General features: G+C 54.0%; 15 protein-coding genes. 4 read left to right on the forward strand and 11 right to left on the reverse strand.

Annotated elements, in window-relative coordinates; all coding sequences use genetic code 11:
• Positions 1-23 precede the first annotated feature (23 nt).
• The 7 genes from ACJ9N4_RS11065 to ACJ9N4_RS11095 form a co-directional block, all read right to left on the reverse strand.
• Complete coding sequence (locus tag ACJ9N4_RS11065) at positions 24-992, reverse strand: alpha/beta hydrolase (protein ID WP_197972221.1); 969 nt, start codon at positions 990-992, stop codon at positions 24-26.
• A gap of 302 nt (positions 993-1294) precedes the next feature.
• On the reverse strand, positions 1295-1975 hold the full coding sequence (gene narI, locus ACJ9N4_RS11070) for a respiratory nitrate reductase subunit gamma (RefSeq protein WP_182271495.1): 681 nt from the start codon (positions 1973-1975) through the stop codon (positions 1295-1297).
• Positions 1972-2667, reverse strand: a complete 696-nt coding sequence (narW, locus tag ACJ9N4_RS11075) for a nitrate reductase molybdenum cofactor assembly chaperone (RefSeq protein WP_182271494.1) — start codon at positions 2665-2667, stop codon at positions 1972-1974. Before narW ends, narI begins: the two co-directional genes overlap by 4 nt.
• Positions 2667-4211: a nitrate reductase subunit beta gene (narH, locus tag ACJ9N4_RS11080; protein WP_182918436.1), complete on the reverse strand. Its 1545-nt coding sequence runs from the start codon at positions 4209-4211 to the stop codon at positions 2667-2669. Before narH ends, narW begins: the two co-directional genes overlap by 1 nt.
• Complete coding sequence (locus ACJ9N4_RS11085; protein WP_182918435.1) at positions 4208-7948, reverse strand: nitrate reductase subunit alpha; 3741 nt, start codon at positions 7946-7948, stop codon at positions 4208-4210. The genes narH and ACJ9N4_RS11085 overlap by 4 nt, the downstream gene beginning before the upstream one ends.
• A gap of 67 nt (positions 7949-8015) precedes the next feature.
• Entirely contained in the window at positions 8016-9401 is a 1386-nt protein-coding gene (locus tag ACJ9N4_RS11090) for a NarK family nitrate/nitrite MFS transporter (protein ID WP_182271491.1), read from the reverse strand.
• Positions 9402-9611: 210 nt separating this feature from the next.
• The gene (locus ACJ9N4_RS11095) at positions 9612-10187 is read right to left on the reverse strand and encodes a TetR family transcriptional regulator (protein WP_182918434.1); all 576 of its coding nucleotides are present in this window, start codon (positions 10185-10187) and stop codon (positions 9612-9614) included.
• Between the two features lie 115 nt (positions 10188-10302).
• On the opposite strand from ACJ9N4_RS11095, the gene ACJ9N4_RS11100 reads away from it, so the two are divergent.
• Positions 10303-11790 (forward strand): MFS transporter, encoded by a 1488-nt coding sequence (locus ACJ9N4_RS11100; protein WP_182271489.1) that lies wholly within the window; start codon positions 10303-10305, stop codon positions 11788-11790.
• Positions 11791-11851: 61 nt separating this feature from the next.
• Here ACJ9N4_RS11100 and ACJ9N4_RS11105 read toward each other — a convergent pair whose 3' ends face one another.
• The 3 genes from ACJ9N4_RS11105 to yddG all read right to left on the reverse strand — a co-directional run bounded on the left by ACJ9N4_RS11105 (position 11852) and on the right by yddG (position 14958).
• On the reverse strand, positions 11852-12292 hold the full coding sequence (locus tag ACJ9N4_RS11105; protein WP_395122705.1) for a GFA family protein: 441 nt from the start codon (positions 12290-12292) through the stop codon (positions 11852-11854).
• A gap of 80 nt (positions 12293-12372) precedes the next feature.
• Positions 12373-13458 (reverse strand): porin OmpC, encoded by a 1086-nt coding sequence (gene ompC / locus ACJ9N4_RS11110; RefSeq protein ID WP_182918433.1) that lies wholly within the window; start codon positions 13456-13458, stop codon positions 12373-12375.
• Positions 13459-14079: 621 nt separating this feature from the next.
• Positions 14080-14958: an aromatic amino acid DMT transporter YddG gene (yddG, locus tag ACJ9N4_RS11115; protein ID WP_182271487.1), complete on the reverse strand. Its 879-nt coding sequence runs from the start codon at positions 14956-14958 to the stop codon at positions 14080-14082.
• A 221-nt stretch (positions 14959-15179) separates the two neighbouring features.
• Between yddG and fdnG the strand changes: the two genes are divergently transcribed.
• From fdnG to fdnI, 3 genes are read left to right on the forward strand one after another with little or no spacing between them, the layout of a single operon-like run.
• On the forward strand, positions 15180-18227 hold the full coding sequence (gene fdnG, locus ACJ9N4_RS11120) for a formate dehydrogenase-N subunit alpha (RefSeq protein WP_411500483.1): 3048 nt from the start codon (positions 15180-15182) through the stop codon (positions 18225-18227).
• Between the two features lie 11 nt (positions 18228-18238).
• On the forward strand, positions 18239-19123 hold the full coding sequence (gene fdxH / locus ACJ9N4_RS11125) for a formate dehydrogenase subunit beta (RefSeq protein ID WP_182271485.1): 885 nt from the start codon (positions 18239-18241) through the stop codon (positions 19121-19123).
• The gene (fdnI, locus tag ACJ9N4_RS11130) at positions 19116-19772 is read left to right on the forward strand and encodes a formate dehydrogenase-N subunit gamma (RefSeq protein WP_182271484.1); all 657 of its coding nucleotides are present in this window, start codon (positions 19116-19118) and stop codon (positions 19770-19772) included. The genes fdxH and fdnI overlap by 8 nt, the downstream gene beginning before the upstream one ends.
• A gap of 81 nt (positions 19773-19853) precedes the next feature.
• Here fdnI and ppk2 read toward each other — a convergent pair whose 3' ends face one another.
• The gene (gene ppk2, locus ACJ9N4_RS11135; RefSeq protein ID WP_182274516.1) at positions 19854-20672 is read right to left on the reverse strand and encodes a polyphosphate kinase 2; all 819 of its coding nucleotides are present in this window, start codon (positions 20670-20672) and stop codon (positions 19854-19856) included.
• Positions 20673-20781 lie beyond the last annotated feature (109 nt).

The following is a 20781-nucleotide window of genomic DNA, read 5'->3' on the forward strand; positions in this document are numbered from 1 at the left end:
CCGCCCGGCCAGAATGAGATGGCTTAGCGAATCAGAACCGTTTTCCCTTCGCCATCAACCGCTCGTGTCGACATGGTATAACGGTCGACACCGATCAGCGTGCTGAAAAGGTCTTTGGTGAAAACGGTATTCCCAAAATACCAGGAGTGGGTTGGCATGCCTTTTATGCCATGCGGTTCATCCTGTTTCATAACAGAAGCGCTACTGTCCAGTAGCCCGTAATATTGTGTGCAGTCAACATTAATGGCATTGGCTGGCACATTGTCCGGTAATCCGATGCGCCCGACGCGTGGTGCAATACCCACGCGTTTAACGTTCGATATATCAAGAGCCTGATCGAGTCTGCTGGAATAATTTGTCAGGCGAATGCAGTGCCGATATATAGAGTCACTTCGTGGATCGGGAGTAGACATAACATTACTTGAAACATCGCCGGCAATAAAAATAATCTGGCTCACTTTCCAGGCACTGTTGGCGAGGTTTGTATCATCGGCATCATCAAATGCCTCAGTTAAAACATAAGCACCGGTGGAATGTCCTAATACATGGATATTCATCGGGCAGTCCGGTTTTTGTTTTTCAGAAAGATACGCAATCCCCTCAGACATGAGCCGCATTGCGGTAAGTTTGGCTTTGTGTCTGTCAGAAAGGTAGGCGAGCGCTTTGTCGTCACTCGGCCAGTCGAATGAAACCACCAGCCCCTTAAAGCCAACGTCATTCAGTCCGTTGGCCAGAAGTCGATGTCGTTCAATGACTTCGCTTTCACTCATGTTGTATCCATGTACTGAAAACAGGAGATCCCCGCGTTGTTCACCTTTATCGTTGCGCCACTGTGCCAGTTTAGTGACTTTATCAAACCAGTCCTGAGAAGGAATAGCATGGCTGGGGTCGGGATCTTTACCGTCCGGAACCACCAGATAAGTTGTCTCGCCGACTTCAGCGGTGAATTTTCCTCTTGAGGCTTTACGAACGGACATAACATACGAAGGCATGATTAACTCCCACGATGGGTAATAAAATTTTTATGAAAAATACAGTAAGGTTATTAAGGAATATTCTTTTAATTGCTGTGATTTCTGACGTTCCTTTTTGGGCTATGCATAAAGATGAAGTGTATACGAGGGCGCTATTAAGTTGATTCTTTGCCATTCTTTATTATTGGATTTTGACATTCCTCGCATTATTTATTTGTACGGAACGCAAATTCATTCACATAGTGAATGCAAAGGTTGTTTTTTGTTGAGACAATAAAAAAGCCTGTTGCTTGCAACAGGCTTTAGAGAAAACAGTGTGTTTACCTACGCGAGCGTACCACCTGGTATCTGCGCGTCAGATATTCCACCGGTGCGCTCCACACATGCACCAGACGCGTGAACGGGAACAGCAGGAAGATGGTCATCCCCAGTACCAGATGCACGCGGAAGATAAACGCCACGCCGTCCAGATGTTCAGATGCACCGCCCCGGAACGTGACCACCGCCTGTGCCCAGTCCACCAGTTTCAGCATTTCGCTGCCGTCCGGATGTTGGGCGGAGAACGGTATCGTGGTGAGTCCCAGAATACACTGTATCAGCAGCACGCAGAGGATCAGGATATCCGCCGTGGAGGAGGTAGCGCGAATACGCGGATTCGTCAGACGACGAATCAACAGACCTGCACCGCCCACCAGCGTCAGCACGCCGCACACTCCACCTGCGATCATCGCCATCTGTTGTTTCTGCGACATCGGCAGGAACCAGGAATAGACCCAGTGCGGGGTCAACATCCCGAACAGATGCCCGAAGAAAATCCCCAGAATGCCGATGTGGAACAGATTCGACCACAGCACCATCCCGCGTTTATCCAGCATCTGGCTGGAGGAGGCGCGCCAGGTGTACTGGCCGTAGTCGTAGCGCAGCCAGCTTCCCAGCAGGAAAACGGTGCCGCACAGGTAGGGATAGATATCGTAGAAAAAGACGTTCAGATACTGGATCATTTTGGGCCTCCGGCGCTGACGTCGACATACTGCGGGGCGACGTCCTGGCTAAAGCGTCGTTGATATTGCTGCATCGGCGAGCTGTCGCACGATGTGGCGTTGTCCTCGATAAACTTGACCTGTTCCTCTTCCCAGACGGCATCCAGTGCCTGACGGGTGTCATCACGTTTTTCACCGGAAACCTGTTTGGTGACACTGTCACTTGAAAGGCGACTGCCGGCGAGGGTAAGCAGGGCGTCGAACAGCTGATAATGTGCCACACCGCGCTGTTTCAGGCGTCCACCGATCAGCGCCAGGATCGGCGCAACGTTTTGCAGCCCTTCGCGTGCTTCGTCGTCGGTGACGATGCTGAGATATTCCAGATAGAGCGGCAGATAGTCTGGCAGCTCGCGACAGTCCAGCTGCAGTCCGGCTTTCTCGTACTGGCTCATCAGATCGACCATCGCCTGACCGCGATCGCGGGACTCAGCATGAACATGCTCGAACAGCAGCAGCGATGTCGCGCGACCCCGTTCAAACACTTCGCACCACTCCGCTTGTTTATCCAGCAGTACCGCCCCCAGGTGCTGCCGGGCAAACGGCAGCAGCATGGGGGCATCCTGTTCTACAAGGGAAAGTGCTTCCTCGCGGTTTTCCCATAACGTTTCATCGGGATACTCAATCAGTAACGCGATGATCTTGAGGATTTGCATTATTCTCCCTCCCCATGTTCGCGTACTTCAGTGATGTTGATGGCATCAATGCGGTGGCTGTTGAAGAGGTTGAATTTGGTGTCGGAGCCGTGGCAGCCGTCACCAAAGGTAAAGCCGCAGCCATTTTTCTCCGGGAAGGCATCCTGCGCCATTTCGCGGTGGCTGGTCGGGATCACGAAGCGGTCTTCGTAGTTGGCGATAGCGAGGTAGCGGTACATCTCCTCAACCTGTTCAACGCTCAGGCCCACTTCTTCGATGGCGCGGGTATCGGTCACGCCCTCAACGGTCTGAGAACGCTTGTAGTGACGCATCGCCATCATGCGTTTCAGGGCGCGCAGCACCGGGCCGGTATCGCCTGCACTGAGCATGTTCGCCAGGTACTGTACCGGAATACGCAGGTTCTCTACCGCAGGCAGCACACCGTCGTTCATCGGCAGGCCACCGGCGTCGGCGTAAGACTGAATCGGTGACAGCGGCGGTACATACCAGACCATCGGCAGGGTACGGTATTCCGGGTGCAGTGGCAGGGCGAGCTTCCAGTCCATCGCCATTTTGTACACCGGTGATTTTTGTGCAGCTTCAATCACGTTCGCCGGAATACCCTGTTTCAGCGCTTCTTCAATCACCGCCGGATCGTGTGGGTTGAGGAACACGTCGCACTGGCGTTCATACAGATCGGTTTCATGCTCGGTGCTGGCCGCTTCTTCAATGCGGTCGGCGTCGTACAACAGCACGCCGAGATAGCGGATGCGCCCGACGCAGGTTTCCGAGCACACCGTCGGCTGGCCGGATTCAATGCGCGGATAGCAGAAGATGCATTTTTCTGACTTCCCGCTTTTCCAGTTGAAGTAGATCTTTTTGTACGGGCAGCCGCTGATACACATGCGCCAGCCGCGGCATTTGTCCTGGTCGATCAGCACAATACCGTCTTCTTCACGTTTGTAGATGGCTCCGCTCGGGCAGGTGGCGACACAGCTTGGGTTCAGGCAGTGTTCGCACAAGCGAGGGAGATACATCATGAAGGTGTTTTCAAACTGGCCGTACATCTCCTTCTGGATCTTCTGGAAGTTGCGGTCGCGGGCACGTTTTTCGAACTCGCCCCCAAGCAGCTCTTCCCAGTTTGGGCCGCCGACGATTTTGTCCATCCGCTTGCCGCTAATCAGCGAGCGCGGGCGGGCGGTGGGCAGGTGGTCGCCCTCCGGCGCACGGTGCAGATCCTGGTAATCAAAGGTGAATGGCTCGTAGTAATCGTCAATGCCGGGCAGGGACGGGTTAGCGAAGATTTTCGACAGTACGCCCACGCGGCTGCCGAGGCGTGGCGTGAGTTTGCCAGTAATACCGCGCACCCAGCCGCCTTGCCACTCCTCCTGATCTTCCCAGTTCTTCGGGTAGCCAATACCCGGTTTCGTTTCGACGTTGTTAAACCACGCATATTCCATGCCTTCGCGTCCGGTCCAGACGTTCTTACAGGTGACCGAGCAGGTATGACAGCCAATGCACTTATCGAGATTCAGTACCATTCCAACCTGTGAGCGTATTTTCATTTTTTCGCCTCCTGTACCTGATCCCGACCTTCGCCATCCAGCCAGTTAATGTTTTTCATTTTGCGGATCATAATGAACTCGTCGCGGTTGGAGCCGACGGTACCGTAATAGTTGAAGCTGTAGGCCAGCTGCGCGTAACCGCCAATCATGTGCGTCGGTTTTGGACACACGCGCGTCACCGAGTTATGGATACCACCGCGGCGTCCTGTCACTTCGGAACCCGGAATGTTCAGGATGCGCTCCTGGGCGTGGTACATCATGGTCATGCCCGGTGGAACACGCTGGCTCACCACCGCACGGGCAGTGAGCGCGCCGTTGGCGTTGAAGACTTCAATCCAGTCGTTGTCCTCAATGCCGAGCTCTTTGGCATCGGCTTCGCTGATCCAGACAATCGGCCCGCCGCGCGACAGCGTCTGCATCAGCAGGTTTTCGCTGTAGGTGGAGTGAATGCCCCATTTCTGGTGCGGTGTCAGGAAGTTGAGCGCTTTCTCCGGGAAACCGTTCGGCGGAATTTCCCGCATATGGGTGACGCTACGGGTATCAATCGGCGGACGGTAGGCCACCAGGCTCTCCCCGAAAGCGCGCATCCACGGGTGATCCTGATACAGCTGCTGGCGACCAGAAACCGTGCGCCACGGGATCAGCTCGTGCACGTTGGTGTACCCGGCGTTGTAGGAGACATGTTCGCTCTCAAGACCGGACCAGGTCGGGCTGGAGATGATTTTTCGCGGTTGGGCCTGGATATCGCGGAAACGAATTTTCTCGTCTTCTTTGTTCAGCGCCAGGTGGGTATGGTCGCGCCCGGTCAGTTGCCCGAGCGCCTCCCAGGCTTTTACCGCCACCTGGCCGTTGGTTTCCGGCGCAAGGGCGAGGATCACTTCCGACGCATCAATCGCCGTTTCAATCAACGGTCGGCCTTTCGCCGGGCCATCACGCTTGACGTAGTTCAGCTTGCCGAGGAAATCGACCTCGTTCTGCGTGTTCCACGAAATGCCTTTTCCGCCGTTGCCGAGTTTGTCCATCAGCGGGCCAAGCGACGTGAAGCGCTCCCAGGTTTCGGGATAGTTACGCTCGACAACGGCAATGTTGGGAGCCGTTTTGCCGGGGATTAAATCGCATTCACCTTTGCGCCAGTCCTGGATATCAAACGGCTGCGACAGCTCGCCCGGGGAGTCATGCTGTAACGGCTGCAGCACCACGTCCGTTTCTGTGCCCAGGTGGCCGACGCACACTTCCGAGAACACTTTGGCGATCTCTTTGTAGATTTCCCAGTCGCTGCGGGATTCCCACGCCGGGTCAACGGCGGCAGAAAGTGGGTGAATAAACGGATGCATATCCGAGGTATTCATGTCGTCTTTTTCATACCAGGTGGCCGTTGGCAGGACGATATCGGAGAACAGGCAGGTGCTGGACATGCGGAAATCCAGCGTGACCAGCAGGTCGAGCTTGCCCTCAATGGCTTTGGTCTGCCACTCCACTTCTTCAGGCTTGACGTCATCGGTCGAACCGAGATCCTCGCCCTGAATGCCGCTCTCGGTACCCAGCAGGTACTTCAGCATATATTCATGGCCTTTACCGGAGGATCCGAGCAGGTTCGAGCGCCAGACAAACAGGTTACGCGGGTGGTTTTTGCCGTTGTCCGGTTGTTCACAGGCAAAGCGGATATCGCCCGATTTTAATGCCTGAACGGTGTACTCCTGCGGCGTCATGCCTGCCGCGTCGGCGCGTGCTTTCACGTGCAGCGGATTGAGGTTGAGCTGCGGAGCGGAAGGCAGCCAGCCCATGCGTTCGGCGCGGACGTTAAAGTCGATCAGATGTCCGGTGAATTTCGAGGCGTCCGCCAGCGGGGAGAGCAACTCCTGCGCCGTCAGTTTTTCGTAACGCCACTGGCTGGCGTGGTTATAGAAGTATGAGGTGCTGTTCATCTGACGCGGTGGACGGTTCCAGTCCAGCGCGAAAGCCAGCGGCAGCCAGCCGGTTTGTGGGCGCAATTTCTCCTGGCCGACATAGTGCGACCAGCCGCCGCCGCTTTGCCCGACGCAACCGCAGAAGACCAGCATGTTGATCATCCCACGGTAGTTCATATCCATGTGGTACCAGTGGTTCACACCGGCACCGAGGATGATCATCGAACGACCGTGAGTTTTGTGGGCGGTGTCGGCAAACTCCCGGGCGATTTTTTCGATAAGAAAAGCAGGCACGCCGGTAATTTGCTCGCCCCAGGCCGGGGTGTAGGCTTTGATTTCGCCGTAACTTCCTGCCGCGTTACTGTCTTCCAGACCGCGATCGAGACCGTAATTAGCCAGTATCAGATCGTACACGCTGGCGACACGCTTTTGGCTACCGTCAGCAAGCGTCAGGGTTTTGCTCGGGACGCGGCGATACAGCACCGGCTCCTGTTTCACACTGCGGAAGTGCGGGTTTTCGTTACCGCCAAAGTAAGGGAAGGCCACGTCAGCGACGTTGTCATGCGTAATCAGCAAAGAGAGCGTCAGCTCGGTTTCATGGCCTGCTGCCAGTGGCTCAAGGTTCCATTTTCCTTTTTCGCCCCAGCGGAAACCAATAGAACCATTTGGCACCACCAGATTACCGGCGATATCAAAGGCGATGGTTTTCCATTCCGGGTTATTGGTTTCGCCAAGACCCTCGGCCAGGTCCGAGGCGCGTAGCATACGCCCCGGTACCACGCGGCCATCCTCTTGCTCGTCGAGAAGTACCAGCATCGGCATGTCAGTGTAGCGGCGGCAGTAGTTGAGGAAATAGTCGCTTGGGTTATCAAGGTGGAACTCTTTGAGGATCACATGGCCCATGGCCATCGCCAGCGCGCTGTCGGTGCCTTGTTTCGGCGCGAGCCACTGGTCACTCAGCTTTGCCACTTCGGAGAAATCCGGGGTGATGGCGACGGTTTTGGTGCCTTTGTAACGCACTTCAGTAAAGAAGTGGGCGTCGGGCGTACGCGTCTGCGGTACGTTCGAGCCCCAGGCAATGATGTAACTGGAGTTGTACCAGTCGGCAGACTCCGGCACGTCGGTCTGTTCGCCCCAGGTCATTGGTGAAGCCGGGGGTAAGTCACAGTACCAGTCATAGAAGCTCAGGCAGGTACCGCCGAGCAGGGAGAGATAACGCGTACCGGCGGCGTAGGAAACCATCGACATCGCCGGAATAGGCGAGAAACCGGCCACGCGATCCGGGCCATAGTTCTTGATAGTCCAGACGTTGGCGGCGGCAATCAGCTGATTCAGCTCTTTCCAGCTGGAGCGGATAAACCCGCCACGCCCGCGCGCCTGCTTGTAGCTTTGGCTCTTTTGCGGATCGCCCTGAATCGCGTCCCAGGCCAGCACCGGGTCGTTGTGCTGTGCCAGTGCCTCGCGCCACAGCTCAATCAGTTTACGGCGCACCAGCGGGTATTTCAGACGGTTGGCACTGTAGAGGTACCAGGAGTAACTCGCGCCACGCGGGCAGCCGCGCGGTTCATGGTTGGGCAGGTCAGGGCGGGTGCGCGGGTAGTCGGTCTGTTGGGTTTCCCAGGTCACTAGCCCGTTTTTGACATAAATCTTCCAGCTGCAGGAGCCGGTACAGTTCACGCCGTGGGTGGAGCGCACAATCTTGTCAAACTGCCAGCGCTGACGGTAGCTGTCCTCCCAGTCACGGTTGGTGTTATACACCTGCCCGTGTCCATTGGCGAAACTGTCGCCCTTTTGTTTGAAATAGCGGAAGCGATCCAACAGTTTACTCATGACATTTCTCCTGCTCCGATAACATTGCCGGACGGCGATGCACCGCTATCCGGCGAAAGACGATGCGTTATTTTTGTGAGGATTTACGGCCATACGTCAGCCAGGTGACGAACACGCAGATGATGTAAAACACGAGGAAAACTTTCATCGCACCAACCGGTGAGCCGGTCATCGCCAGCGAGGTGCCAAAGGCTTTTGGGATAAAGAACCCGCCGACGGCACCAATCGCCGAGATAAAGCCGAGCGCGGCGGCGGTTTCGGTCACCGCTTCATGCTGCGCCTGCTCGTCGGTTCCTCCGCGCTGTTTCACGCGGGTAATGGTTATCTGACGGAAAATGATGGCAATCATCTGGAAGGTGGAACCACTGCCCAGTCCGGCGGTGAGGAATAACCCCATAAAGACCAGATAGAAGGCGATAAAGTTGCCTGAACCGGAGCCGGGGAGCGTCAGGAAAAGCAGGGCGCTGAAGACGGCCATAAAGATAAAGTTGATCAGCGTGACGCGCACACCGCCGAGCTTGTCTGAGATCATCCCGCCAGCGGAACGCGCCAGCGCACCAATCAACGGGCCAAAGAAGGCGAGATGGAGAATATTGACGTCAGGAAACTGGGTTTTCGACAGCATGGCAAAACCTGCCGAGAAACCGATAAAAGAACCGAATGTTGCCAGATAGAGCAGGCTGAGTAGCCAGAGATGAAAACGCTTCAGTACCGGGAGCTGACTGGCAATGGAGGCTTTTGAGCTGGCAATATCGTTCATGCCAAAAAAGGCCGCAATGGTCGCCAGCAGCAGAAGCGGTGCCCAGAACCAGGCCGCATTTGCCAGCCACATTGACGAGCCATCCTCCTGCGGTACGCCTTTTACGCCGAGGAAGGTAAACATCGGCAGGAATATCACCAGTGGCGCAACCAGCTGCATCACGCTGACGCCCAGATTGCCCAGCCCGCCGTTGATGCCCAGCGCGCTGCCCTGTTTTGCTTTCGGGAAAAAGAAGCTGATATTACCCATGCTGGAGGCGAAGTTGGCTCCGGCAAATCCGCACAGCAGCGCGATGATGATAAATACCCAGTACGGCGTGGCCGTATTCTGAATGGCGATCCCCAGCCAGACGCAAGGAATAATCAGGATCACCGTACTTAATACCGTCCAGTAGCGCCCACCAAATATCGGTACCATGAAAGAGTAGGGGACACGCAATATCGCACCGGAAAGAGAGGGCAATGCGGTCAGCATAAAAAGCTGGTCAGTGGTGAAATGAAATCCGACTTTATTGAGATTGACCGTAATGGCACTAAATAACATCCATACGCAAAAAGCCAGTAGCAGACAAGCCACAGAAATCAAAAGATTTCGTCGTGCGATATGTTTTCCTTTATTCTCCCAAAAGTCGGCGTTTTCCGGTTTCCAGTTACTCAACAGATGATGATTGTTTTTCTCACTTTGTTGTGACATATCGCCCTCTTGCTTAACCAGGTAAAGAGAAAAGTGAAGTTAAAACAGATAGATAACTGCCTGAATATTGTTAAAGTTATTAGGTGTTTTGGGATACCATTGAAAGGATAGATAAAAAAGCGAACCCCCGAGTGTGGAGTGGAAACATGGATTCGCTTAATGTGTTACTAAGTGTAACTTTTGACGGGAGTTAATACTCCGTAGGAGGTATTAAAACAATTCCAGTGAGATGAGCTTGTCGAGATGTTTATTAAACGCCGCATCGTCCATTTCGGGCATATTTAAAATATAAATTCCGTCAAGGCCACACACCAGCCCGATCAACCGCCACGCAACATTTTCTGCCCGGTCAGTATGGGTGAACTCACCGGCCTCTCTGCCTGCGCAGATAATCGTGACGGTCTCCTGGTGCCACATTTCCATCGTCAGCACATAGGCACCCTTAATGTCATGATCCCGGCTCGCCAGAATTTGAGCCTCCCGCCACAGGCGAATATAAGGTTCAAACCCACCCTCATCGCTGCCAAGCATGGCACGCAGGCGCTCCCGCCAGCTGACGTTTTCACCGGTCACTTCGGCATCAAGCAGTTCGCGGATCAACCGGACAAAGGCCAGTGATTTTAACTCGCCACCGGAAGTAAAATGGTGGTGGACTTGCCCGGTCGCGACACCCGCTTCGGCAGCAATGCGGCGTACCGTCATTGCCGACAGCCCTTCGACCAGTGCCACGCGCATGGCCGCCTGTAAGATCTCTTCCCGCCGCTCATCCTTGCTCAGATAACGCATTTTTACTCACTCTCAATGGGGGTGAAACAAGTGTAACAAAAAGCTGGACACGTGTTCAACATCGCGTAGGATCGCATTCTGGACGTGTGTCCAGGTTTGAGTGAAAAGGAAATTTATGTTTCGTCAGTGGTTAGCGTTAGTGATTATCGTGCTGGTTTATATTCCGGTGGCGATTGACGCGACGGTACTGCATGTTGCTGTGCCGACATTGAGTATGACGCTGGGAGCCAGCGGTAACGAATTATTGTGGATCATCGATATTTATTCGCTGGTCATGGCCGGAATGGTGCTGCCAATGGGCGCGCTGGGCGACCGCATTGGTTTTAAGCGGCTGTTAATGATTGGCAGCACGTTGTTTGGCGTATCATCGCTGGCGGCAGCATTAGCGCCCTCGGCGGGCTGGCTTATTGCGGCGCGCGCCTCGCTGGCGATTGGTGCGGCCATGATCATCCCGGCTACGCTTGCGGGGATCCGCACCTTGTTCGTCAACGCCCGGGATCGCAATATCGCGCTCGGCGTCTGGGCGGCGGTGGGTTCTGGTGGCGCTGCTTTTGGTCCATTGATTGGCGGTATGCTGCTGGAGCATTTTTACTGGGGATCGGTATTTTTGATCAACGTACCGATCGTACTGGTCGTTGTCTCGCTGGCCGCGCGTTTTGTTCCGCGCCAGCAAGGACGGCCTGAACAGCCACTGAATATTAGCCATGCAATCATGCTGATTGTGGCCATTTTGCTGCTGGTCTACAGCGCAAAAACGGCGCTGAAGGGGGCACTTTCTCCGTGGCTGGTGGTGGGGACGCTGCTCACCGGTGCGGTGATGCTGTTTATCTTCGTGCGCATTCAACTGCGTGCCCGCGTGCCGATGATCGATATGCGCCTGTTCTGTCACCGTATTATTTTAAGCGGCGTGGTGATGGCGATGACCGCGATGATTGCGCTGGTTGGGTTTGAGCTGCTGATGGCACAAGAGCTGCAGTTCGTTCATGGTTTCACGCCGTTTGAAGCCGGGATGTTTATGTTGCCATTGATGGTTGCGAGTGGGTTCAGTGGCCCAATTGCTGGCGCGCTGGTCGGGCATCTGGGGTTGCGCACCGTCGCTGCCGGGGGGATGGGACTGAGTGCCGTGAGCTTTATTGGGCTGTCGATGCTCGATTTCAGCACCCAACAGTGGCAGGCGTGGAGCCTGATGGTGCTGCTCGGCTTTAGCGCCGCCAGCGCGCTGCTGGCATCCACCTCGGCAATTATGGCGGCCGCACCAAAAGAGAAGGCCGCTGCCGCAGGGGCAATTGAAACCATGTCTTATGAGCTGGGGGCAGGGCTTGGGATCGCCATTTTCGGTCTGCTGTTAACCCGCAGTTTCTCAGCGTCGATTGCGCTGCCACAGGGGCTGGATACATCGCTGGTCGACCAGGCGTCCTCATCAATTGGTGAAGCGGTGAAGGTGGCGCAGGATCTTGCTCCAGACACGGCAGACGCACTGATCGCGGCGGCAAAATCCGCGTTTATCACGTCACACAGCATTGCGTTGGGCAGTGCAGGGGGCATGTTGTTGATACTGGCGGTCGGAATTTGGTTTAGCCTGGCAAAAGTGGCTAAGCAGTAAAGACAAGCCCGGCGACGAGCCCTTTGAAAACGGGCTACGCCGCATGCAAAGGGATAACTGCCTACGACGCAAGCAGGCAGCCTTTATCCAGCGCTTCAATCTCAGTGCCGCTGAAACGGGCATATTGTCCGGTCAAGCGCCAGAACGCGGGTTGCGTTTCGGTGTAAATTTCAGCGGCCAGTACCAGACGTCGTCTCTCATCTTCGCTCATTTCCAGCAACGTCCAGGGAATAAAGTACCGCGCCGTTGAAGTCAGTTCGAGCCACAAAGGGCAACCACATCCCGGGCAAAACCAGCGTTCACCGCGTGCGGATGACGAGAAATGGGAAGGTGCGATGGAGCCTTGCTCAACAAGGGGTTTTCCCTGTGCTTCCAGGTACATACCGATACCACCAGACCATTTCTGGCACAGCGTGCAGTGACAGGCGTAGACGTCGAAATCATTGAGGCTTACGCTGAACTGACTCATCCCACATAAGCAGCGTCCTTTAAAAATATGCATGGCGTTCTCCTTTATTACGCCAGTAAAACTGGTATAAAAAAAGCCAGCCACGAGGGCTGGCCTTTTCAGACTGACAAATCTTAGAACTGGTAGGTCAGGCCTACAGCTACGATGTTGTCGGTAGTCACGCCAGCAGCTTTGGTGAATTTGTTGTCATCAAGCAGGTTGATTTTGTAATCAACATAGGTGGACATGTTTTTGTTGAAGTAGTAAGTCGTGCCCAGATCGATGTACTCAACCAGATCCTGGTCGCCGTAAGTACCGATGTCTTTACCTTTGGATTTCAGGTAAGCGATGGATGGACGCAGACCGAAGTCGAACTGGTACTGTGCAACCACTTCGAAGTTCTGAGCTTTGTTCGCGATATAACCGTCACCGAAGTTGGTCATGTTGCGGGTTTCAGAGTAGGTGGTTGCCAGGTAGATGCTGTTCGCATCATATTTCAGGCCCGTTGCCCACACTTCAGCGTTCTCACCACCAGCGTTCATGGTGTCAACTACGCGACCAGCACTAACCTGCTTGTCAGTACGGTCAGATTTCGCATAGGTTGCACCCACGCCGAAACCGTTCATTTCGTAGGTAGAAGACAGACCCCAGCCGTCGCCGTTCGATTCGGTGATGTCATTACCACGGTCGTTTTTACCCTGGTACTGAGCGGCAATGTTCAGACCGTCAACCAGACCGAAGAAATCGCTGTTACGGTAGGTTGCAACGCCAGTGGTACGCTGAGTCATGAAGGCGTCAGACTGGGTCCAGGTATCGCCACCGAATTCTGGCAGAACGTCAGTCCATGCGCCGATGTCGTAAGCCACACCGTAGTTACGACCGTAGTCGATAGAACCGAATTCGTTGAATTTCAGACCCGCGAATGCCAGACGAGTTTTGTTGCCGTCAGCACCCTGAGATTCAGAACGGTTGCCTTTGAACTCATATTCCCACTGGCCGTAACCGGTCATCTGGTCGTTGATCTGAGTTTCACCTTTGAAGCCCAGACGAACATAAGTTTTGTCGCCGTCTTTGTCAGCATCATCAGAGAAATAGTGCAGACCAGTTACTTTACCGTACAGATCCAGCTTGTTACCGTCTTTGTTAAATACTTCAGCAGCGTTTACAACGCCAGCTGCCAGCATAGAAGTTACTGCCACTGCAACTAATTTAAGTTTCATCTTAAATAATCCTTATAATTTTCTTTAGGTATTCCTGAACCATTATTGAACGATTTTTAAACGAGGCCGTTCGTCAATGGCATGCTATTTTTAAAAATCTTGTATCTCCCTTTCAATAATAAGTTTCAAAATATTAGCAATAATTTCAATTAGTGTGATCGGGATCGAAAAAATTGCCGAAAAATGCACTGATTTGGTTATCATTTAACCAAATAATGATTGTTTTACAGACATGACAATTAATGAAAATATAGTTTTTTAGTGGTTTAGTTTTTCTTTGTAATTATTGTTGTTTTCGTGGGGTTTGTGATAGCTGAGATGAGAATGATGACGTTAAAACAGTGTGTTACGGTGATCTTCGGGGTAATTCTTCTCCGGATTTACTGAAATATCCAGAAATAAACTATTGCAATAAGTGCTATATACATCGTAAATATTTGCAGGGAAGTAGTCACATTCCGTTGTCAATTTATGTCAATTAATGCATTTCAGAATTTACGTGACAAGGGAATATAAACAAAATTTTCCGGCGTCCTCCATCGTCCTGATAAATATTCTGACGCCCGATCACACTTTAAATTTAGGTTAGTTTTTGCCGGGCAGAAACACGCCCGGCACGGGTTATTTTCGCGTGGCAAACCAGCACAGCAGTGACCCGGCGCAGACCATCAGAGCACCTTGCCAGAAGGCGAATGACAGTGGGGCGCTCAGTAATACACTCGCCAGCGCGGCCGATAATACCGGGGTAAAATAAGAAACAGCAGCCAGTACAGTAACGTTGCCGTGGAGAATACCGATATTCCACGAGGCATAGCCAAACCCCAGTGCCACACCACACATGAATAACTTCACAACCACCGGGATACTGAACACCATTTCAGGTTGATCGCTCACCGCGTATTTCACCCACAGACTGAGCGCCGTAAGCAAAACAAAGAGGGTGATACCGTTTTGCCCTTTGGCAAATTTGCTGGTCACGGTGCAGTAGGCCGCCCAGATAAATGCACCGGCAAACGCCAGCGCATAACTGAGCGGATTAGAGATAACGTTGCGGACTATTTCATCCACGTGGAGCCCGTTCTCCCCCCCTAATACCCAGCCCACCCCAAGTAGCGAGATAGCTAATCCGGGGATCACCCACAGGGTTGATTTTTGACCGTTGAACAAAATCGCAAACACAATGGTCAGGCTAGGCCACAGATAATTAACCATCCCGACCTCAATGGCCTGAGAACGCGTTGCGGCATATCCGAGTGACAGCGCAAGGCAAATTTCGTAGGTGACAAACAAGACGCTACCCGCAATAAGATAACGTGGAGAGAAACGTCGAATATCAGGAAAACCAACCGTTACCAGACACAATAACCCGCTCAGGGTGTATATCATCGCCGCGCCGCCCACTGGCCCCAGTCCCTCACTCACGCTGCGAATGAGTCCAACCATTGTGCTCCATAACAGGATTGCTGCCAGACCAATGAGCGTTGCTCTTTTTCTGTCCATTACCTTGCCATCACCATCAATATCAAAGGGAAAATGTATAGCATTAATCCGCCATGTATCGCGAATTATTCCGTTAACCGCTTAATCATAAAGGGGTATTTAAATTCACCAGGGGTGACTATTAAGGGGGCGAAGACTGGCGACCTTGATTTGACGCAAAAAAATCAGGGGCTTTGCTGTTAGTTTGCGGCGCGAAGTCTTATCAGATAACGAGGACAACAATGGACGTCAGCCGCAGACAATTTTTTAAAATCTGCGCGGGCGGTATGGCCGGAACCACAGCCGCGATGCTGGGATTTGCTCCCAAAATGGCGCTGGCTCAGGCGCGCAACTATAAACTGCTGCGAGCCAAAGAGATCCGTAACACCTGCACATACTGCTCCGTAGGTTGTGGGCTTTTAATGTATAGCCTGGGCGATGGCGCGAAGAACGCCAGAGAAGCGATTTATCATATCGAAGGGGATCCGGATCATCCGGTGAGCCGTGGGGCGTTATGCCCGAAAGGAGCCGGTTTGCTGGACTACGTCCACAGTGAAAACCGTCTGCGTTACCCGGAATACCGTGCGCCAGGTTCTGACAAGTGGCAGCGAATCTCCTGGGACGACGCGTTCTCCCGGATAGCCAAACTGATGAAGGCCGACCGCGATGCCAACTTTATGGAGAAGAACGCCCAGGGCGTGACGGTTAACCGCTGGCTTTCCACCGGGATGCTCTGTGCCTCTGCGGCAAGTAATGAAACCGGCATGCTGACGCAAAAATTTGTGCGCTCACTCGGCATGCTGGCGGTAGACAACCAGGCACGCGTCTGACACGGACCAACGGTAGCAAGTCTTGCTCCAACATTTGGTCGCGGTGCGATGACCAACCACTGGGTTGATATCAAAAATGCCAACGTCGTGATGGTGATGGGCGGCAACGCCGCTGAAGCACATCCGGTGGGATTCCGCTGGGCGATGGAAGCGAAAAACAACAACGATGCGACGCTTATCGTCGTCGATCCGCGCTTTACGCGTACGGCATCGGTGGCCGATATCTATGCACCAATCCGCTCCGGTACGGACATAACGTTCCTGTCTGGCGTGTTGTTGTACCTGATCGAAAATAACAAAATTAACGCGGAATACGTTAAACACTACACCAACGCGAATCTGCTGGTGCGGGATGACTTTGCCTTCGATGACGGTCTGTTCAGCGGTTATGACGCACAAAAACGTCAGTACGATAAATCGTCCTGGAACTATCAGTTCGATGAGAACGGCTATGCGAAACGCGATGAAACCCTGACCGATCCGCGCTGCGTGTGGAACCTGCTGAAACAGCACGTTTCCCGCTACACGCCGGATGTGGTGGAGAACATCTGCGGTACGCCGAAAGCGGACTTCCTCAAAGTGTGTGAAGTGCTGGCTTCCACCAGTGCGGCGGACAGAACCACCACGTTCCTGTATGCGCTGGGCTGGACGCAGCACACCGTGGGCGCGCAGAACATCCGTACGATGGCGATGATCCAGTTACTGCTTGGCAACATGGGTATGGCGGGTGGTGGCGTGAATGCGCTGCGTGGTCACTCCAACATCCAGGGATTGACCGATCTGGGGCTGCTTTCCACCAGTTTGCCGGGTTATCTGACGCTGCCGTCAGAAAAACAGACTGATTTCCAGACCTGGCTCACGGCGAATACGCCAAAAGCCACGCTGGCCGATCAGGTGAACTACTGGAGTAACTATCCGAAGTTCGCCGTCAGCCTGATGAAATCTTTCTACGGCGATGATGCGCGCAAAGAGAACGACTGGGGCTTTGAGTGGTTGCCAAAATGGGATCAGTCTTACGACGTCATCAAGTATTTCAACATGATGGATAAGGGTAACGTCACGGGCTATATCTGCCAGGGCTTTAACCCGGTGGCCTCGTTCCCGGACAAAAACAAGGTGGTGCGCAGCCTGAGTCAGCTGAAGTACATGGTGGTTATCGACCCGCTGGTGACTGAAACCTCCACGTTCTGGCAGAACCACGGTGAATCAAACGATGTCGATCCGGCATCGATTCAGACCGAAGTGTTCCGTCTGCCGTCGACCTGTTTTGCCGAAGAAGACGGTTCTATTGCTAACTCTGGCCGTTGGCTGCAGTGGCACTGGAAAGGTCAGGATGCACCGGGTGAAGCGCGTAACGACGGCGAGATCCTGGCCGGGATTTACCATTGTCTGCGCGAGATGTACCGCACCGAAGGCGGCAAAGGTGCTGAACCACTGCTGAAGATGAGCTGGGACTACAAACAGCCTGATCACCCGGAGTCCGAAGAGGTGGCCAAAGAGAACAACGGCGTGGCGCTGGCGGATCTCTATGATGCCAGCGGTAACCTTGTGGCGAAAAAAGGCCAGTTGCTGAGCAGCTTCGCGCTGCTGCGCGATGACGGTACGACGGCGTCTTCCTGCTGGATCTACGCCGGTAGCTGGACGGAGCAGGGTAACCAGATGGCCAACCGCGACAACGCTGACCCGTCAGGTCTGGGCAATACGCTGGGCTGGGCATGGGCGTGGCCGCTGAACCGCCGCGTGCTGTACAACCGCGCCTCAGCGGATATCAACGGTAAGCCGTGGGATCCGAAACGCATGTTGATCCAGTGGAACGGGTCGAAGTGGGCGGGTAACGATATCCCGGACTTCAACACCGCCGCGCCGGGCAGTGCGACCGGGCCGTTTATCATGCAGCCGGAAGGGCTGGGGCGTCTGTTTGCTCTCGATAAGCTGGCGGAAGGGCCATTCCCGGAACACTACGAACCGATGGAAACGCCACTGGGCACTAACCCGCTGCACCCGAACGTGATCTCCAGCCCGGTGGTGCGTATCTACGAGGACGACGTGCTGCGTTTAGGCAAGAAGGATAAGTTCCCGTATGTGGGGACGACCTATCGCCTGACCGAGCATTTCCACACCTGGACCAAGCACGCGCGGCTTAACGCCATCGCCCAGCCGGAACAGTTTGTGGAAATCAGCGAAACGCTGGCGAAAGCGAAAGGGATTGCTAACGGCGACCGCGTGAAGGTCAGCAGCAAGCGCGGCTTTATTCGCGCGGTTGCGGTAGTGACCCGCCGTCTGCAGTCGCTGAACGTTCATGGTCAGCAGGTGGAAACGGTGGGTATTCCGCTGCACTGGGGCTTTGAAGGTGTGGCGCAGAAAGGCTACATCGCCAATACCCTGACGCCAAACGTCGGCGATTCCAACTCGCAGACGCCGGAGTATAAAGCGTTTCTGGTCAACATCGAGAAAGCGTAAGGAGCGAATAAATGGCGATGGAAACACAAGACATTATTAAGCGCTCCGCGACCAATCCGATCACGCCCGCACCTCGTGTGCGGGATGACAAGGCTGAAGTCGCAAAGCTAATCGATGTCTCTTCCTGCGTGGGCTGCAAGGCCTGCCAGGTGGCCTGTTCTGAGTGGAATGACATCCGCGACGACGTGGGGCACTGCGTGGGGGTTTACGATAACCCGGCGGATCTGAGCGCCAAATCCTGGACGGTGATGCGCTTTAGCGAAACCGACCAGAACGGCAAGCTGGAATGGCTGATCCGCAAAGACGGCTGTATGCACTGTGAAGACCCGGGTTGCCTCAAGGCATGTCCGTCTGCCGGGGCAATTATTCAGTACGCCAACGGGATTGTCGATTTTCAGCAGGACAACTGTATTGGCTGCGGCTACTGCATCGCGGGCTGTCCGTTTAACATTCCGCGACTCAATAAAGAGGATAACCGGGTATACAAATGCACCCTGTGTGTGGATCGCGTCAGCGTGGGACAGGAGCCTGCCTGTGTGAAGACCTGTCCGACCGGGGCCATTCACTTCGGCACCAAAAGGGAGATGCTGGAGGTGGCGCAGCAGCGCGTGGATAAACTGAAAGCACGCGGTTACGAAAATGCAGGCATTTATAACCCGCAGGGCGTGGGCGGTACGCACGTGATGTATGTACTGCACCATAACGACCAGCCGGAGTTGTACCACAATCTGCCGAAAGATCCGGCGATCGATACCTCGATCAACCTGTGGAAAGGGGCGCTTAAACCGCTCTCTGCGGCGGGCTTTATCGCCACCTTTGCCGGGTTGATTTATCACTACATCGGTATCGGGCCAAACAAAGAGGTAGATGACGACGAGGAGGAGCATCATGAGTAAGTCGAAGATGATTGTGCGCACGAAGTTTATCGACCGCGCCTGTCACTGGACGGTGGTGATCTGCTTCTTTCTGGTGGCGGTTTCGGGGATTTCGTTCTTCTTCCCGACGCTGCAGTGGCTGACTGAAACGTTTGGTACGCCGCAAATGGGACGAATTCTGCACCCGTTCTTCGGTGTACTGATTTTCGTGGTGCTGATGTTTATGTTTGTGCGCTTCGTGCACCACAACATCCCGGATAAGCAGGATATTCCGTGGGTCAAAGGCATCGTCGAAGTCCTGAAAGGGAACGAACATAACGTTGCGAAAGTGGGCAAATACAACGCCGGGCAGAAGATGATGTTCTGGAGCATCATGAGCATGATTTTTGTGCTGCTGGTGACCGGGGTGATTATCTGGCGTCCGTACTTTGCGCACTATTTCCCGATTCAGGTGATTCGTTATGCGCTGCTGATCCACGCGACGTCGGCCATTATTCTGATCCACGCCATCCTGATCCATATGTATATGGCGTTCTGGGTGAAAGGATCGATTAAAGGGATGATTGAAGGAAAGGTGAGCCGCCGCTGGGCGCAGAAACACCATCCACGCTGGTACCGTGATGTTGAACGTCTTGAAGCGAAACAAGACAGTACGGAAGGTATAAAGTAAGCCCTGCGCCGTCGGCGTTGACCGACGGCGCTTCGCTTGCGTGGGCCATTAACGCGTCAATACAGCAGACTCCCGGCCATATCAGAACCGCTCGTCAACATAGCGGAACGGATATTTTGTAGGTTTTACCTTGCCAATTTTTCGCTTCGGTAATTCAACGGGCTCAACGTGCATCGCTTTATAGGGGATCTGCGTGAGCAGGTGAGAGATAATATTCAGCCGCACACGTTTTTTATCTTCCGAGCGCGCCACAAACCACGGTGCCCATGCGGTGTCAGTGGCGGAAAACATCGCGTCTCGTGCCACGGTATATTCGTCCCACATGTTGAAAGACTTAATGTCCATCGGGGACAGTTTCCAGATTTTGCGTCCGTCGTTGATACGATCGCGCAGTCGGCGTTCCTGCTCTTTCGGCGTGACCTCAAGCCAGTACTTCACCAGGATGATCCCCGCATCGACCATTGCTTTCTCCATAACAGGCGTACCGTCGAGAAATTTTTCTACCTGCTCCGGGGTACAGAATCCCATGACCCGCTCGACGCCTGCACGGTTGTACCAGCTGCGGTCGAAAATGACGATCTCTCCCGCTGCAGGCAGGTGGGGAACGTAGCGCTGGAAATAGAGCTGGGTTTTCTCTTTCTCGGTGGGCGCGGGGAGTGCCACAACGCGAAATACGCGCGGGCTGACACGCTCGGTTATCGCTTTGATGGTTCCGCCTTTACCGGCTCCGTCACGCCCTTCGAACACAATACACACTTTCAAACCTTTAGCGACCACCCACTGCTGAAGCTTAACCAGTTCAACATGAAGACGGCGCAACTCTTGCTCATACACTTTTGTTTTCAGGGGGGCATTTTTAACGACATCAGCAACGACACTGGCTTTCTTCTTACTGACCATAATTGTCATCCTCTTGTTGTCCTGCCGCGGGGAAGGAGCTGTATTTGAAGTGTAATCTATCTGTATTAATGGATTAACGTGTCAGAGAGGCGATTTGAACTGGCTCACC

This window comes from Enterobacter sp. LM3, from assembly GCF_046622475.1.
GTDB classification, from domain to species: Bacteria; Pseudomonadota; Gammaproteobacteria; order Enterobacterales; family Enterobacteriaceae; genus Enterobacter; species Enterobacter cloacae_P.

Excerpts from the sequence above, each read along its gene's own strand:
- ACJ9N4_RS11065 (WP_197972221.1), bottom strand. The coding sequence starts at position 992 with ATGCCTTCGTATGTTATGTCCGTTCGTAAAGCCTCAAGAGGAAAATTC.
- narI (WP_182271495.1), bottom strand. The coding sequence starts at position 1,975 with ATGATCCAGTATCTGAACGTCTTTTTCTACGATATCTATCCCTACCTG.
- narW (WP_182271494.1), bottom strand. The coding sequence starts at position 2,667 with ATGCAAATCCTCAAGATCATCGCGTTACTGATTGAGTATCCCGATGAA.
- narH (WP_182918436.1), bottom strand. The coding sequence starts at position 4,211 with ATGAAAATACGCTCACAGGTTGGAATGGTACTGAATCTCGATAAGTGC.
- ACJ9N4_RS11085 (WP_182918435.1), bottom strand. The coding sequence starts at position 7,948 with ATGAGTAAACTGTTGGATCGCTTCCGCTATTTCAAACAAAAGGGCGAC.
- ACJ9N4_RS11090 (WP_182271491.1), bottom strand. The coding sequence starts at position 9,401 with ATGTCACAACAAAGTGAGAAAAACAATCATCATCTGTTGAGTAACTGG.
- ACJ9N4_RS11095 (WP_182918434.1), bottom strand. The coding sequence starts at position 10,187 with ATGCGTTATCTGAGCAAGGATGAGCGGCGGGAAGAGATCTTACAGGCG.
- ACJ9N4_RS11100 (WP_182271489.1), top strand. The coding sequence starts at position 10,303 with ATGTTTCGTCAGTGGTTAGCGTTAGTGATTATCGTGCTGGTTTATATT.
- ACJ9N4_RS11105 (WP_395122705.1), bottom strand. The coding sequence starts at position 12,292 with ATGCATATTTTTAAAGGACGCTGCTTATGTGGGATGAGTCAGTTCAGC.
- ompC (WP_182918433.1), bottom strand. The coding sequence starts at position 13,458 with ATGAAACTTAAATTAGTTGCAGTGGCAGTAACTTCTATGCTGGCAGCT.
- yddG (WP_182271487.1), bottom strand. The coding sequence starts at position 14,958 with ATGGACAGAAAAAGAGCAACGCTCATTGGTCTGGCAGCAATCCTGTTA.
- fdxH (WP_182271485.1), top strand. The coding sequence starts at position 18,239 with ATGGCGATGGAAACACAAGACATTATTAAGCGCTCCGCGACCAATCCG.
- fdnI (WP_182271484.1), top strand. The coding sequence starts at position 19,116 with ATGAGTAAGTCGAAGATGATTGTGCGCACGAAGTTTATCGACCGCGCC.
- ppk2 (WP_182274516.1), bottom strand. The coding sequence starts at position 20,672 with ATGGTCAGTAAGAAGAAAGCCAGTGTCGTTGCTGATGTCGTTAAAAAT.